Genomic DNA, 15,494 nt, shown 5'->3' with positions numbered 1-15,494 from the left:
GCGGCGTCACGACTCCAGGCCGAGAACCTGTGTGCCCCAGTCCCATACCTCACCGAACAGCGAGGGCTCATCCGACAGGCTGATACCCAGCGACGGGATCATTTCCTTGAGCTTGGGCATCCAGTTCGCGAACCGGTCAGGGAAGCAACGCTGCATGACGTCCAGCATGGCCGGCACCGCGGTGGACGCACCCGGAGAGGCGCCGAGCAAGCCGGCGATGCTGCCGTCGGCCGAATTGAGCACCATGGTGCCGAACTCGAGCGCACCACCCTTGCCCTTGGCCGGCCGAATGACCTGCACACGCTGACCTGCGGTGATCAGCTCCCAGTCGGAACGCTGTGCCTTGGGCGCGAATTCGCGCAGCATGTCGATCCGGTCATCCGGAGTCAGACGCAGCTGGCTGAGCAGGAAGGTGGCGAGCTTGAACTCGGTGAGGCCAACGCCGATCATCGACGCAAGGTTGTTGGGCTTCACCGATGCGGGCAGGTCGGTGATCTTGCCCATCTTGAGGAATTTGGGCGACCATCCGGCGAACGGCCCGAACAGCAGCCATTCCTTTCCGTTGATCACACGGGTGTCCAGGTGCGGCGCCGACATCGGCGGAGCGCCGAGCGGCGGGAAGCCGTACACCTTGGCCTTGTGTCCCTCGGTGAGGTCGATGTTGTTGGTGCGCAGGAACGCGCCACTCACCGGGAATCCGCCAAAGCCCTTGGCTTCCGGGATCCCGGCCTTCTGCAGCAGACCCAGCGCCCCGCCACCGGCCCCGACGAACACAAACTTGGCCTTGAGTTTGCGCTTCTCGCCCGTGCGTCCGTTGACCAGCTTGAGGATCCATCCGCCGTCGCTTTCGCGGCTGATATTGCGAACCTCGGTGCCGAAGATCGCACCGGTGCCGCTGCGAACTCCGAAGCCGACCAACTGCTTTGACAGCTCGCCGAAGTCGACGTCGGTGCCATCCTGGCTCCAGTTCAATCCCACCGGATCGGAGAAATCGCGTCCGGCCGCCATCAACGGCAGGCGCCGCGCGAATTCGTCGTCGTCGTTGATGAACTCCATTTTCGCGAACAGCGGGTTACCAACCAGGGCGTCGTGACGCTTACGCAGGAACTCGACCTTCTCGGCTCCGTGCACGTAGCTCACATGCGGGATGGGGTTCAGGAACCCACGGACGTCGGGCAGCACACCGTTCTCCACGGCGTACGCCCAGAACTGGCGCGATACCTGGAACTGCTCGTTGACCGTGACGGCCTTGGTGATGTCGATCGAGCCATCCGCCTTCTGCGGCGTGTAGTTGAGCTCGCAGAGCGCCGAGTGACCCGTACCCGCGTTGTTCCACGGGTCGCTACTTTCGCTAGCGGCCGCATCGAGGCGTTCGATCAAGGTGATCGACAGGTCCGGTTCGACCAACCGCAGCAAGGCGCCGAGCGTCGCGCTCATGATGCCTGATCCAATCAGGGCAACGTCTGTCTGCTCCACCTGCGCTTTTGACACCGTTCACTGTCCTTTTCGAATCTGATGGAGTGGCAACGCTTCGCCACTACCGGGGAGTACACACAGGTTATCGCGCGGGTAATTAAGTCATTCCTTCAACTAGGCTATGCCCGTGACATGGGAATCCGATGTCCTCGATGGCTACCTTCGTCAGACCATTGAACTGGGCATTGACCCTGACGGCGAAGGTGTAATTACCGCCACACTGGTGCGTCCTGAACGTCAGCCGGATACCGGACGTGCGGTGCTCATGGTGCACGGATATACCGACTACTTCTTCCACACCGAGCTTGCCAAACATTTCCTGGCGCGCGGCTATCGCTTCTTCGCGCTGGACTTGCGCAAATGCGGACGTTCTCGCCACGCGCACCAGACGCCGCACTTCATCAGCGATCTGTCGCTCTACGACGCCGAACTCAACGCCGCGGTAAACATCGCCACCGGGGAGATCGAGGGACAGAAGGCGGCCGCACCGCTACTCGTCTATGGGCACTCCGCCGGCGGTCTGATCGTCTCGCTGTGGCTCAACCGTCTGCGGATGGCCGACGGCCTTGGCGATATCGCGGGCCTCGTTCTCAACAGCCCCTGGCTGGATCTTCAGGGCCGTGCCCTTCTGCGCAGCGGCGGCACCACCGCGGCCGTCAACGCGATTTCGCGGTTTCGCGCCAAACAGGCGATCCCGCTACCGCACGAGGGCGCCTACGGCGCGAGTCTGCACAAGGATTTCCACGGAGAGTTCGACTACAACCTGGAGTGGAAGCCAATCGGCGGGTTCCCGGTGCGCTTCGGGTGGATCAGTGCCATCCGGCGTGGACATGCCGAGCTACACCGCGGCCTGGATGTCGGCGTGCCCAACCTGATCCTGCGCTCGGATCGCAGCCTCCCCGGGGATGTCGACCCCGCGGCGGCACTGCACGGCGACGCGGTCCTGGATGTTCGGCAAATTGCGCGCTGGGCGGGGTGTATCGGCAACCGGCAACGGGTCATCCCCATCCCCGACGCCAAACACGATGTGTTCCTATCGGTCATGGACCCACGCGCACGGGCCTACCAGGAGCTGAATTCCTGGCTGGACTGGTACGAGGCGAGCAGCTAACTCACCATGAGCTGCTGCGCAGCACCACCTCTGCGGCCAGCTCCGGAGTGAGGTCGCGCGTCGCCGAGCGGCGCCCCATCAGTTCGACAATCCGGTAGTCGCCGTATACGAAGCGCTGGCTGGCGCGGGCGATGGCCCGGGTGGCGTCCGAGGTGACCAAGACCGTGGTGTTGATCTCCACCGGCGGGCAGTGCTTATCGCGGATCAGCCCGGCACGGTCGGCCACCCGCGGATGTCCGCGGTCGATCGCCACCAGACCGATGAACCTGTCAAGTTTGCTGGCCGCCAGATCCCAGGCCAGTTCACCGCCGGCACGGTCCCCCACCAAGAGCGCCACCTTGACGCCGATATCGTCGAGCACTCCGGTGATGGCCTTGGCGTGGAGATGCGGGTCGTGACCGATCACCGCGGTACGCAGGCCCGCGGTGTGCAGCCGCTCGCATACCGAGCGATAACTGAGCGCGAAGTGCCCGGCCGCGGCCAGCATGACGACGGTGGTTCCCTTATCGGGCCCCGACACATTGACCTGCACCGTTCGGCCGTCAATCGTGACGACCTGATGCAACTCACCGTCGCGCGCAGGTGGGGGCCCCGGGCGCGGGCGACGAAGCTCAGGCGTCGGACTCATCGATGAGCCGCTTGCGCGAAGACCTTGGGCATGGGCGCACGGTACCTGAGTACGACCGATCCGGTTGGGCTTTTAACCAGCCCTTTCACGAAACTTTCGCCCGAACCTGTTAAGTGCGTTCAATCTTGTCGACCTGTTTGGCCACGATATCCAGGAATGTCTGGGGCATGGTGGCAGTGGCCTTGACCGATGGATCGCGCAGGTCGAAGGATGTCGCCACCATCGCCACCCCCTGGACATTCGCGAACGCCATGTACCGGGACGTGCTGCCCTTGGGCATGATCATTGTTTGCTTGTAGGTGAGGACGCCGACGGGCCCGCCCTGTACCGGCTCGGTGATCATCTGCGTTCCGGGCGAATTCTTGTCGAAGAACACGTCGTATTTCGCGCACCGGGCCGCCACATCCTTGACGTTGGCCAGGTCGATGGTGTCGCGCAACAGGCTGATGATGATGTTCGCGCCGTTGAACCGGGCGATATACCGCGCGGTGTTCTCGGGTCCTGCTCTGCCGGCGTTGGCCAACCTGGGAGACAAACCGTCCGCGCACCCCTGCGGATTCGAGGGCATTGCACCGACAACCTGCTGGTTGTTGACGGTCACGGGTCCCAGATCGGCGACGACCCTGTCGTACTTGGTGCCTTGCGGCAACTCATCGGCGGTGAGCAGCGATTGCGCGATCCGCGCCCCCGGCCACGTGGCCGTACCCGGCACCGTCTGGGTGCAACCCGCAAGCGCCAGCGTGGATGCTGCGATAGCTGTGATGTTCCTGAGGCCCCGATGCACCCGCACAGGCTATTCGACCCGCGCCGCAATTACCGGGTATGACGGGCCAGAATGCGGACGCCCGGATCCTTCCCACACCGTTTGGAGAGCACCTACGTCGACGTGGGTGGCGACGAGATCAGCCAATCTGTCCAGTTGAGCTGCGCGGCAGTCGCCGACATTGGTGTCCGCCGCGACAGTGAATCCGGAACGTCCCGCCGCGATTGCCGCCTCGGTGAGCCATGCGCGCCGGAACTCGTCGTTGTCCAATACCCCGTGCCAATGGGTGCCCCGGATCGCACCGTCGACGGCGCCCTCGTTGTAGTCGGTCAGCCACGGCGCCACTGCTGACCGGGTGACGATTCCGTGGTGGATCTCGTATCCGGTCAGGCCCGGCGGCTGCCAGCGGCGCAGGGTTTTGGCAGGTTCGAAGGCAATGTCGACATCGAGCAGGCCCAGCCCTTCGACGGTGCCGGCGCCGGACTCGACGCGATCGTCGATCGTGGCGGCGAGCATCTGGAATCCACCGCAAATACCCAGCACCGGCCCACCCGAACGGGCGTGTGCGACAACCGCATCGGCGATGCCGTTGTGCCGCATCCAGGCAAGATCTGCCACGGTGGCCTTGGTACCCGGGACCACCACCACATCGGCGTCGGCGATATCGGCGGGATCGGCCGCCCACCGGACGATGACCCCCGGCTCGCACGCGATGGCCTCGATATCGGTCGAATTCGAGATTCGGGGCAGCCGTACCGCGGCCACCCGCAGCCATTCCTGCCCGACCGGGGCAGCGGGGCGCCCCACGTGGGCCGACGCCACTACAGACACCGAATCCTCCGCATCGAGCCACAATTGGTCGTCGTAGGGCAGCACACCATACGTGGTTCGCCCAGTCAGCACAGCGAGCTGCTCCAGCCCCGGCTCCAGCAGCGTGGGATCACCGCGGAACTTGTTGACGATGAATCCGGCGACGAGTCGTTGGTCCGCGGGCTCGAGCACGGCCACCGACCCGAACAGGTGCGCCAATACACCACCCCGGTCGATATCGCCCACCAGCACCACCGGCAGCCCTGCGGCCTGCGCCAGGCCCATGTTGGCGATATCTGTTGCCCGCAGGTTGATCTCGGCGACCGAGCCGGCGCCCTCGCAGATCACCACGTCGAATTCCGCACGCAGCGCCCGCAATTCCTCGGCGACCACCTGTCGCAATTCCTCGCGATGCTCAATATAGGAACGAGCACTGACGTTTCCTGTCGCCTGCCCGCGTACTACCAGCTGCGAGGTGCGGTCACTGCCGGGCTTGAGGAGCACCGGATTGAACCGCACCGATGGTTCCAGCCCGCACGCGCGCGCCTGTAATGCCTGGGCGCGACCGATCTCGCCGCCGTCCGTCGTCACCACGGAGTTGTTGGACATGTTCTGCGCCTTGAACGGCGCGACACGAATCCCCTTGCGGGCCAATAACCGGCACAGGCCGGTGACTACCAGACTCTTACCGGCGTCGGAGCTGACGCCCCCCACCAGCAGCGCGCCGGATGTTGCGCCGGACACGGCGCAGGTCATGGCAGAGTCAGGATCTCTACTCCGTCGTCGGTGACCACCATGGTGTGCTCAAACTGCGCGGTCCATCGCTTGTCGGTGGTCGCCACGGTCCAGGTGTCATCCCAGATCTCGTAGTCCAGCGATCCGAGGTTGATCATCGGTTCGATGGTGAACGTCATGCCCGGCTCGATGACGATGTCCAGGTTGGGGTCGTCATAATGCGGCACGATGAGTCCGTTGTGGAACGTCGGGCCCACGCCATGACCGGTGAAGGAGCGAACCACGTTGTATCCGAACCGTTTTGCGTAGGCCTCGATCACCCGGCCGACGACGCTCAGGGCCCGGCCCGGCTTGACGGCGTTGATGGCCCGCATGGTGGCCTCCCGGGTCCGGTCGACCAGGAGGCGGTGTTCCTCGGAGACATCCCCGGCCAGGAACGTGGCGTTGGTATCTCCGTGCACACCATCGATATAGGCAGTGACATCGATGTTGACGATGTCGCCGTCCTCGATCACGGTCGAATCCGGTATCCCATGGCAGATGATCTCGTTGAGCGATGTGCAGCATGACTTGGGGAATCCCTTGTACCCCAGGGTCGACGGGTATGCACCCTGGGAAACCATGTAGTCGTGCGCAATCCGGTCCAGCTCATCGGTGGTGACGCCAGGGGCGACGGCCTCGCCGGCGAGCGCCAGTGCCTGCGCCGCGATCCTGCCCGCGACGCGCATCTTCTCGATCACCTCGGGTGTCTGGACATACGGCTCCCCGATGGCTTCCGCGACCTCGGACTTGCCCACGTACTCGGGGCGGTCAATCGACACGGGAACCTGGCGCTCGGGGGACAGCGTTCCCGGACGCAGTGCGGCACGCGGCGATGAGCCACCCGCGCGAAGAGAATCAGGCACAGTCATGAAGGCAGCGTAGCGGGCCCGTAGAGACCCCTACGCGTTGATGACGATGGGGTCGCCGATGCCGACGGTGTTGTAATACCAGGACGCGTTGTCGGGGCTCAGGTTGATGCAGCCGTGGCTGACGTTCGAATTACCCTGCGCTCCTGTCGACCACGGGGCACTGTGCACGTAGACGCCGCCCCAGGTGACCCGGACCGCGTAGTAGACGGTCAGCTTGTAACCCTCCGGATCGTTCAGCGGAATGCCGATGGTCCGGGAGTCCATGACCACGGGACTCTGCTTCTCCAGGGCCGTGAACGAACCGACCGGTGTGGGGTGCTTGGGCTTTCCCATCGATGCGGGCATCTCGCGCATGACGGTGCCGTCGATCTTGACCGTGAAGGTATGGGCACTGATGCTGCCGATACCCAGCACCTCCGAACCGGTCTGGAACTTGTACTTCATCCCACTGACACCGTTCACGGACACGGTGATGGTCGAGTGCGCGGGCCAGTACTCGCTGGGAGTGAAACGGACCGTCGCATCGTCGACCCAGCTGAAGACCCCGGCCGGAACCTTCGACGCGGAGAAATTGATGGTTCGTTCGGCGGCCGGCCGGTCAGCGACAGGGGCCGCGAAATGAATCGTCACGGGCATGGCCACCCCGACCGTCTGCCCCGGCGTGGGTGAGACGGACGCCACTCCGCTGGACGATGCGGCCGCTGCGTGGCCGAGGGTCGCTGGTGCGGTGATGGCCATGTTCATCAGGAGGCTGGCGAGCCCGGTCACCACAAGCACACTCCGAAATGCTCTGCGCAAGCTCTCGATCCTCCCTGGATGCTGTTTTACTACATGGTAGTTCGTAATCTTCTGGCGGAACGTTAGCGACAACGCGCACAATCGGCTTCATGGGCTTGTCCACCGGACTCACACTAGAAGCGATTGTGATCGACTGCCATGATGCGGCCACACTGGGCCGATGGTGGGCCGACGCGCTGGAATGGCCATATTCGATCGACGGCGACGGAGACGTGGAGGTCTTCCAGCCCGACCGGCATCCGCCCTCGTTGTTCTTCCTGGCCAACCCCGATCAGAAGGTGGCCAAGAACCGATTGCACCTGGATTTTCGGGGTGACGACCAGCAAGCACTGGTGGATCGGTTCCTGGCGCGGGGCGCGGCCCCGATTGACATCGGTCAGGGTGATTCGAGCTGGATTGTGCTCGCCGACCCCGAGGGCAACGAGTTCTGCGTCCTGGCGTCGAGTCCCGGCTAGGCCAGGTAATCCGGCGGCAGCGACTGGAACATGACCCGGGTGGCCCGCACCGCGGCCTCCGAGCCGCCGCCCCCGACGATCAGTGTCGCGAACGCCATATCACCGCGATACCCCGCGAACCAGGCATGTGATCCGCCCGGGAACTCGGCCTCGCCGGTCTTCCCGAAGACCGAACCCTCGCCCTTGAGATCCATCGCGGTACCGCTGAGCACCGTCTCGCGCATCATCCCGCGCAGGCCGTCGATCATTGTCGAAGTCACTGCCGGCCGCTCACCCGTGATTCCGGTGGTCTGACCCGAAATAAGCTGCGGTACAGGCGTTTTACCATTGGCGACGGTCGCGGCGGCCAACGCCATGCCGAAGGGCGTGACCAGCACCTTGCCCTGGCCGAAACCGTCCTCGGTGCGTTCAGCCAGATTGACGGTGGGCGGCACATCCCCGGAGATGGTGGGGATGCCCGCGACGTCGTAGTCGGGACCGATGCCGAATTGCGAAGCGGCGACGGTCAAACCGTCCAAGGGCATCTCGCTGGCCAGTTTCGCGAAGGTGGTGTTACACGAATTCGCGAAGGCCCGCCACATGGGCACCGTACCGAGATCGAACTCGTTGTAGTTGGGGATGCTGCGATCTCCGATGGTTACTCGCTTAGGACAGCCCAGCATGGTGTCCGGAGTAGCCATCCCGCGCTCGAGTGCGGCACCCGCGGTGATGATCTTGAAGGTGGATCCGGGCGGGAACAGCCCTGTGGTGGCCAGCGGTCCATCCGCATTGGCGGCAGCGTTCTGCGCAACCGCCAGAATCTCCCCCGTCGACGGCTTGATCACCACCATCATGGACTTCTGACCGCGCGAGTTGACGGCGTTCTGCGCGGCATTCTGCACGGCGCGGTCCAAGCTGATCGTCTTCGACGGTGCCGGAGTGGGTTTCACTTCGTTGAGCACCGCGGTGTCCACACCGTTCTGGTTGACACTCACCACCCGCCAGCCGGCCTCACCGTCCAGCTCGTCGAGCACTGCCTTCTTGACCTGAGCGACGATATCGGGCGCGAAGGTGTCATCGGTGGGCAGCAGGTCGGCAATCGGCGTCATCACGACACCGGGCCGCAATGCTCCCGGCCGGGTCTCCAGCGCAATGGACACCTTGTCCCAATCATCCTTGCGCAGCGTGATGATGTTCATCGGCGAGGTTTGCGCACTCGCCTGCTCGGCGAGGGACGCGGCGTTCATTTGGTCGTCGTAGGGCCGAATCGCGTCAGCCAGTGCGGTGGCGGTGCTCATCAGCGATTTACCGGCCTGCGACGCATCGAATGAGATCTTGTACAGGTTGGCCGGGGCCAGGACCGTTGTGCCACCCGCCTCGTTGACCGTTGCCCGCTTGGCCGGATCCGTACGCAACGAGAGCAATTGGCGCTCACCGAGTTTGGGGTGCAGATCGCTCGGCGCCCAGCGCACCTGCCAACTGCCGCCGGTACGCAGCATCTCCAGGCGCCCGTTGTAGGTCCAGGTGCGCTTCTTGGGCAGTTGCCAGATATATGTCGCATCGGCGCTGCCCGTGTCCTGGGTGTATTGCGATCCGTTCACGGCGGCCTTGAATGACGTCGCCTGCAGGCCCGAGAATGCTTGATCCAGACCCACTTTCGCGCCATCCGGATCGTCGGTCAGTTTCGCGGCCGAGGCGGTGTCACCACTGGCCAATGCCTCGAAAAACTTCTCTGCCACCGGCCCGGGCCCATCCGGGCGTGGGGTACACGCAACCGCCCCGGCCACCAGTAGCGCGGTGCCGAACAACGGCAGGGACCAAACACGTCTGAACATCGGGTCGATGCTAAGACCGGGAGGCTTCAAAACCTCGCAGGCACACGGGTGTAAGGGGGATTAGCTAACGAGAACCGTCGCGAACGTGCCGATACGGGTGAATCCCGCCCTGGCATAGGACGCACGGGCCACCTCATTGAAACTGTTCACGTAGAGGCTCGGGATCCGCCCGCCGCGGCGGACCGCCGCAGCTACCGCCGCCACTCCCGCGGTACCGAGTCCGCGGCCACGAAACTCGGGGTCAACCCACACACCCTGAATCTGGCTGACGGACAGCGATTGCGATCCGATCTCAGCCTTGAAGATGACCCGTCCATCCTCGAAACGTGCCCACGCCCTGCCCGCCTCGATGAGACCGGCCACCCGCCGTCGGTACCCGCGGCCTCCGTCGCCGTTACGCGGGTCGACACCCATCTCGCCGATGAACATCTGAATCGACGCGTTCAGATACTGGTCGAGCTCCTCAGCACGCACCTGTCGTACGGCGGGGTCAACGGCACTTGTCGGCGCATCGAGCATCGCCAGGAGCGGCTGACAGGCGCGAACCTCGCGCGCAGGCCCCCAGACCGGGTCGAGATGACACCACATGTCGAGAACCACATCGGCCGGGCCGACCAGGGAAGGGCAGATCCGGTGCTGCTCGATGGCACGTTCGGCGAACAGCCGGGTGGCCGCGGGCCCACCCGCCAACGGAATGATCGTGGTGCCGACGAAGCACAGCGAGTCCGTCAACGCTCCCGTCGACCAGATTTCGCCGCCGATCGCCGTGGGATCGGCGCCCCGGGCCTCCACGCGAGCGGCAAGCATGCAGGATGCCACCGGGTCGAGATCCAGGACGGCACGTACCGCCTCGGTATCGGATAACCCGAGCACACGAACCGCGTCGGACGACGCTGCACCGGGCGCTCCAGGCGCCGGCAGTGTTGTCGTCATCGGCAATCGCTCCCGTGTGTCCCGTTACGCCGAGCTTCGTCTAGCTTACGGTGACGACCGGCTGGCCTGTAGGAGTTCCGTCGGTTCCGATCTCCGTGCCGTTCTCCAGGCCCATCTCCTCGGCCAGACGCATGGCTTCGTCGATGAGCGTCTCGACGATCAGCGCCTCCGGCACGGTCTTGATGACCTCGCCCTTCACGAAGATCTGCCCCTTGCCGTTGCCGGATGCCACGCCCAGGTCGGCCTCGCGGGCCTCCCCCGGTCCGTTGACGACACAGCCCATGACCGCCACGCGCAGCGGCACATCCAGCCCCTCCAAGCCTGCGCTCACCGCGTTGGCCAGCGTGTAGACGTCTACCTGCGCGCGTCCACAGGATGGGCAGGACACAATTTCCAGCCCGCGCGGCCGCAGGTTGAGCGACTCCAGGATCTGGTTGCCAACCTTGACCTCCTCGGCGGGGGGCGCAGAAAGCGATACCCGGATGGTGTCGCCGATGCCCTTGGACAACAGCGCGCCGAACGCCACGGCCGACTTGATGGTGCCCTGGAATGCCGGGCCGGCCTCGGTAACACCCAGGTGCAGCGGGTAGTCGCACTGCGAGGCCAGCAATTCATAGGCGGCGACCATGATCACGGGGTCGTTGTGCTTGACGCTGATCTTGATATCGCCGAAACCATGCTCCTCGAACAGGCCGGCCTCCCACAGTGCCGACTCGACCAGCGCCTCCGGCGTGGCCTTGCCGTACTTACCGAGAATGCGCGGATCGAGCGAGCCGGCGTTCACACCGATGCGGATCGGGATCCCCGCGTCACCGGCGGCCTTGGCGACCTCTTTGACGCGGCCGTCGAACTCCTTGATGTTCCCCGGATTCACGCGCACCGCGGCGCAGCCGGCGTCAATCGCGGCGAAGATGTACTTGGGCTGAAAGTGGATATCGGCGATCACCGGGATCTGGCTCTTGCGCGCGATCTCGGCGAGCGCGTCGGCATCCTCCTGCCGCGGGCAGGCGACACGCACCATGTCGCAGCCGGAGGCGGTCAGCTCGGCGATCTGCTGCAGGGTCGAGTTCACGTCGTGAGTCTTGGTGGTGCACATCGACTGCACCGAGATCAGCGAATCGCTGCCCACCCCGACGTTTCCGACCATGAGCTGACGTGTCTTACGCCGCGGCGACAGTGTCGGCGGCGGCGCACTCGGGATGCCCAGGCTGGTCATGTGATCCTCCAATTGGATCGCTATTGAAAAAGTCTAATCGGATTGACGATGTCGGCGGTGATCGTCAGCAGCATGTAACCGACAACCACCACCAGGACGAGGTAGGTCGCCGGCATCAACTTCATGTAGTTGACTGGCGCGCCCGCCGTGAGGCCGCGCGCCGACCGGATCATGTTGCGGATCTTCTCGTAGGTAGCCACCGCGATATGTCCACCGTCGAACGGTAACAACGGCAGCAAGTTGATGGCGCCGAGCGCAAAGTTGAGCTGCGCCAACAGTATCCAGAACATGATCCACATGTCGTGCTCTACTGTCTCGCCGCCCATGCGGCTCGCGCCGACGATGCTCATCGGAGTGTCCATCGCCCGCTCGCTGCCGGTGATCGAGTCCCAGAGGGCGCCGACCTTGGTCGGGATCTTCCCGATGGCCTTCACGGTTTCCACGGCGACCGTCCCGATGAGGTTCCCGGTCGCGGGAACCGCGGTCAACGGGTTGTAGTGCTTCTGCGGCACATAGGTGCCCAGTGAGGCACCGACGGCACCCACCGAGATGAGCTTGCCTGCCTTCTCATCCCAGCGCTGCGTCTCGGTGACGGTCACCAGGAGCGATTGCTGCTTGCCATCGCGGACGATCTCGAACACCTGCGGACCGCGCAGCTCTCGAATGGCGGAAACCATGTCGCTGGATGTGCTGAGCGGCTTGCCGGCGACGGCGAGTACTTGGTCACCCTCGCGCAGGCCCCCGAGAGCCGCCGGCCCTTCCCCGCTGCACGTCGCCATGTCCTTGGGATCCGCGCTCTTTTGCGGTGCCACACAGCTTGTCTGCTTGATCTCCGGATGCGTGGGCGCGTTGTTGTCGGGCAGGCCCCAGAACAGGACGACGCCGTAGAAGACCACGATGCCGATGAGGAAGTTCATGGCCGGTCCGGCGAACAGCACCGCGACCCGCTTCCAGACCTTCTGCTTGTACATGGCGCGGTCGGACTCTTCCGGAGTGAGGTCTTCCACCGAGGTCATGCCCGCGATATCACAGAAGCCGCCCAACGGGACGGCTTTGAAGCCGTATTCGACAACGTCGTTGGCGCCCTGCTTATTCGGCCGGTTGCTCGTGCGCTTGGTCGACCACAGCGTCGGACCGAATCCCACGAAGTAGCGGCGCACCTTCATGCCGGTGGCCTGCGCCACCCACATGTGCCCGCACTCATGCAGCGCCACCGACACCAAGATCGCCAGCGCGAAGAGCGCGATTCCGATCACGTACGCAGCCATCAGGTTCGATTTTCCTCCGCGGAGATGAGTTGCGCAGCCCGCTGGTCAGCCCAGCTCTGCGCATCGAGTACATCGTCAACGGTAGCGGGTTCTGCGGAGGTTCCCTCCCATTGGCTTGCCGCATCGAGTACATCGGCAATTGTTCGCACGATGGACCTGAATCCGATACGTCCGTCCAGAAAGGCGGCCGCCGCGGTTTCGTTGGCGGCGTTGTAGACAGCAGTCATGCATCCCCCTGCTTCTCCCGCGCTGCGGGCCAGCTCCACGGCGGGGAAAACCCGGGCATCAAGTGGTTCGAAATCCCAGGTAGAGGCGGTACTGAAGTCGCAAGCCAGGGCCGCGGCGGGTATCCGGTCCGGCCAGCCCAGCGCCAGGGCGATGGGCAGTTTCATATCGGGCGGGCTGGCCTGCGCCAGCGTCGACCCATCGGTGAACGTCACCATCGAGTGCACGATCGACTGCGGGTGCACGACGACGCCGATCTGCCGATACGGCACGGCGAACAGCAGATGCGTCTCGATGAGTTCGAGCCCCTTATTGACCAGGGAGGCCGAATTGAGGGTGTTCATCGGTCCCATCGACCAGGTGGGATGCGCACCGGCCTGTTCGGGTGTGACGTCCTGGAGCTGTTGTGCGGTCCAGCCCCGAAAGGGTCCGCCCGACGCGGTCAGGATCAGCTGTGCGACCTCACCGCGACTTCCGCCGCGCAGACATTGCGCGAGCGCGGAATGCTCGGAGTCAACCGGGACGATCTGACCGGGCGCGGCGGCCTTGGTGACGAGCGGCCCCCCGGCCACCAGGGACTCCTTGTTGGCCAGCGCCAGTCGTGCCCCTGTCTTCAGCGCGGCCAGGGTGGGACGCAGTCCCAGAGCGCCGACGAGCGCATTGAGCACCACATCGGCCTCGGTGTTCTCCACCAGCTCGGTGACGGCACCTGCCCCACTCAATACGGGTATGCCGAGCCGTTCGGCGGCACTCTCGTCGGCCACCGCGACGTTGGTAACCCCGGTGCCGACGATCTGCTGACGCAGCAGGTCGATGTTGCCGCCGCCGGCCGCCAGGCCGACCACCTCAAAGCGATCGGGGTTGGCGGCGATGACCTCGAGCGCCTGGGTCCCGATGGACCCCGTGCTGCCAAGCAGGAGCACCCGACAGACCTCTGAACTACGTGTCACCTAGATATTGTGCGGCCTGCGCTAGCCCGAGACCCCCACCGGACGGTGCAGTTCGACATCACCGGAGGCCGAGCGCACCTTCACGAGGAACTTCTCGTCCCCCGCCGATGGCCCTTCCACCGAGTCCAGCGAGTTGGTGAGCACCCCGCTGGCGGTGTCGATCTGCAGCCGGGCGGCGGTGCCCGTCGCGATACCGATGGAGGTATCGCCACTGGCGGTGTCGAAGATCAGTCCACCGACAACCGCGGATCCGATGGTCACCGATCCCGAGGACGACGCCGCCGTGATGTTGCCGCGCAGTTCTTTCACGGCGAGCTCCCCGCGAGCGGTGTTGAAGCCGGCATCACCGGTGAGTTCACGGATCGATACCCCACCAGATGCGGTGTTGATGCGGGCATCGCCGGTGATGGTGTCGATCACCAAGTCACCGCTTGCCGATTGGAATTGCACATCGCCGAACGCGCCGTCGGCGCGCACCTCGGCCGAGGCCACCGCGATGTCCAGGATGGACTGGGTAGGCAGTTCGATGATGATGTCGATGGTGCCGGTGCGGAAGGTCAGCCCCTGTGAAGAAAGCACAGTCAACACCCCCTTGGAGAAGGTGACCTTGGTGCGCTCGGCGGTCTTGACGTCCAACGCCTTGGCGGCATCACGTGGCCGGACGTCCACAACAGTAGTGGTGCGCTCGCTCGCGACGATCTGAAGTGTGCCGCGGGCGAGTTCAACCTTCGCGGCGATGGGGTCAAGCGTTTCGAATTCCGGCAGAGCAGTCATGGTGTTCCCTTTCCTTGTTAGCGGACCCAGCCGCTGATGGTGCGGCCTGTGCCGAATGTTGTTGAGCTAGAAGACTTTTTGGCCGCAGCCGCGGCGGCGCGTACCAGCCAGGCATTGAGCGAGACTCCCTCGTTCCCGGCGGCGGACTCGACGATGGCGCGCAGGCTTTCCGGTAGCCGCAGCGTCACTCGCCAGGTGCCGGCGCTCTCGTCGATCGCGACGGCTGGTTCGGCGTGCTGATCCACCGGCCGGCTCACCACGAATTCCGGCTCGCGGCCACGCAGCCGCAGATCGACGGAAGCGGGCGCGAGCTCTTGCGTGATCTGCTCTGCCGCCGCCGACAGCGCGTCCAGCAGTGCGAGCCGGAACGCCGATTCCAGCGGGGCGGTCAGCCGATCCGCGAGCTCCTCCGCCTGCACCCCTCCGGCCCGCGCAGCCACGACGAGTTCCTGACGCACCGCGTCGACATACGGTTGCAAATCCATGATGTCATGGTGACACCATTTTGGTGTCACCACAAGTGTCACTTCTCTAAATCCCCCGTGGCACGGGGGTGCCGCCTGAACCTGGGAGCAGATGGGCGTGGCAGACTATGGGCTGTAGTAGACGTCTGAGATTGGAGGGCTG

General features: G+C 64.6%; 15 protein-coding genes. 2 read left to right on the top strand and 13 right to left on the bottom strand.

What is annotated here, in order from left to right; genetic code table 11:
* Positions 1–6 precede the first annotated feature (6 nt).
* Positions 7–1,491 carry a malate dehydrogenase (quinone) gene (gene mqo, locus AC5Y5C_RS16125; RefSeq protein WP_499973922.1) on the bottom strand — a complete coding sequence of 495 codons (1,485 nt, stop codon included), beginning with the start codon at positions 1,489–1,491 and terminating at the stop codon, positions 7–9.
* Positions 1,492–1,597: 106 nt separating this feature from the next.
* Here mqo and AC5Y5C_RS16120 point away from each other — a divergent pair, with 106 nt between their 5' ends.
* Positions 1,598–2,587 carry an alpha/beta hydrolase gene (locus AC5Y5C_RS16120; protein WP_499973920.1) on the top strand — a complete coding sequence of 330 codons (990 nt, stop codon included), beginning with the start codon at positions 1,598–1,600 and terminating at the stop codon, positions 2,585–2,587.
* 1 nt (position 2,588) lies between these two features.
* On the opposite strand, the gene AC5Y5C_RS16115 is transcribed toward AC5Y5C_RS16120, so the two are convergent.
* The 5 genes from AC5Y5C_RS16115 to AC5Y5C_RS16095 form a co-directional block, all read right to left on the bottom strand.
* Complete coding sequence (locus AC5Y5C_RS16115) at positions 2,589–3,215, bottom strand: alpha/beta fold hydrolase (RefSeq protein WP_078287594.1); 627 nt, start codon at positions 3,213–3,215, stop codon at positions 2,589–2,591.
* A 109-nt stretch (positions 3,216–3,324) separates the two neighbouring features.
* The gene (locus AC5Y5C_RS16110) at positions 3,325–3,954 is read right to left on the bottom strand and encodes a hypothetical protein (RefSeq protein ID WP_499974614.1); all 630 of its coding nucleotides are present in this window, start codon (positions 3,952–3,954) and stop codon (positions 3,325–3,327) included.
* Positions 3,955–4,008: 54 nt separating this feature from the next.
* Positions 4,009–5,544, bottom strand: coding sequence for a cobyric acid synthase (locus AC5Y5C_RS16105; protein ID WP_499973917.1), 1,536 nt, complete (start codon positions 5,542–5,544; stop codon positions 4,009–4,011).
* Positions 5,541–6,434 (bottom strand): type I methionyl aminopeptidase, encoded by an 894-nt coding sequence (gene map, locus AC5Y5C_RS16100; RefSeq protein ID WP_499973915.1) that lies wholly within the window; start codon positions 6,432–6,434, stop codon positions 5,541–5,543. The genes AC5Y5C_RS16105 and map overlap by 4 nt, the downstream gene beginning before the upstream one ends.
* 30 nt (positions 6,435–6,464) lie before the next feature.
* A complete protein-coding gene (locus tag AC5Y5C_RS16095; RefSeq protein ID WP_499974612.1) occupies positions 6,465–7,205 on the bottom strand; it encodes a L,D-transpeptidase in 741 nt (246 codons plus the stop codon).
* A 116-nt stretch (positions 7,206–7,321) separates the two neighbouring features.
* Here AC5Y5C_RS16095 and AC5Y5C_RS16090 point away from each other — a divergent pair, with 116 nt between their 5' ends.
* Positions 7,322–7,687 carry a VOC family protein gene (locus tag AC5Y5C_RS16090; protein WP_499973913.1) on the top strand — a complete coding sequence of 122 codons (366 nt, stop codon included), beginning with the start codon at positions 7,322–7,324 and terminating at the stop codon, positions 7,685–7,687.
* On the opposite strand, the gene AC5Y5C_RS16085 is transcribed toward AC5Y5C_RS16090, so the two are convergent.
* The 7 genes from AC5Y5C_RS16085 to AC5Y5C_RS16055 all read right to left on the bottom strand — a co-directional run bounded on the left by AC5Y5C_RS16085 (position 7,684) and on the right by AC5Y5C_RS16055 (position 15,352).
* On the bottom strand, positions 7,684–9,501 hold the full coding sequence (locus AC5Y5C_RS16085; protein WP_499973911.1) for a penicillin-binding transpeptidase domain-containing protein: 1,818 nt from the start codon (positions 9,499–9,501) through the stop codon (positions 7,684–7,686). The genes AC5Y5C_RS16090 and AC5Y5C_RS16085 overlap by 4 nt on opposite strands.
* A 60-nt stretch (positions 9,502–9,561) precedes the next feature.
* Positions 9,562–10,374, bottom strand: coding sequence for a GNAT family N-acetyltransferase (locus AC5Y5C_RS16080; RefSeq protein ID WP_499974609.1), 813 nt, complete (start codon positions 10,372–10,374; stop codon positions 9,562–9,564).
* Between the two features lie 100 nt (positions 10,375–10,474).
* Positions 10,475–11,650 carry a flavodoxin-dependent (E)-4-hydroxy-3-methylbut-2-enyl-diphosphate synthase gene (gene ispG, locus AC5Y5C_RS16075; protein WP_499973909.1) on the bottom strand — a complete coding sequence of 392 codons (1,176 nt, stop codon included), beginning with the start codon at positions 11,648–11,650 and terminating at the stop codon, positions 10,475–10,477.
* 20 nt (positions 11,651–11,670) lie between these two features.
* On the bottom strand, positions 11,671–12,918 hold the full coding sequence (locus AC5Y5C_RS16070) for a M50 family metallopeptidase (RefSeq protein WP_499973907.1): 1,248 nt from the start codon (positions 12,916–12,918) through the stop codon (positions 11,671–11,673).
* Positions 12,918–14,093, bottom strand: coding sequence for a 1-deoxy-D-xylulose-5-phosphate reductoisomerase (gene dxr, locus AC5Y5C_RS16065; RefSeq protein ID WP_499973905.1), 1,176 nt, complete (start codon positions 14,091–14,093; stop codon positions 12,918–12,920). The genes AC5Y5C_RS16070 and dxr overlap by 1 nt, the downstream gene beginning before the upstream one ends.
* A 21-nt stretch (positions 14,094–14,114) precedes the next feature.
* The gene (locus AC5Y5C_RS16060) at positions 14,115–14,867 is read right to left on the bottom strand and encodes a DUF4097 family beta strand repeat-containing protein (RefSeq protein ID WP_499973903.1); all 753 of its coding nucleotides are present in this window, start codon (positions 14,865–14,867) and stop codon (positions 14,115–14,117) included.
* A gap of 17 nt (positions 14,868–14,884) precedes the next feature.
* The gene (locus AC5Y5C_RS16055) at positions 14,885–15,352 is read right to left on the bottom strand and encodes a histidine kinase (protein ID WP_499973900.1); all 468 of its coding nucleotides are present in this window, start codon (positions 15,350–15,352) and stop codon (positions 14,885–14,887) included.
* Between the last annotated feature and the right edge of the window lie 142 nt (positions 15,353–15,494).

It is taken from the genome of Mycobacterium sp. NGS15, from assembly GCF_059813245.1.
Note: the sequence above shows the minus strand (reverse complement) of the source record. Positions and strands in the feature narration are given on the sequence as shown.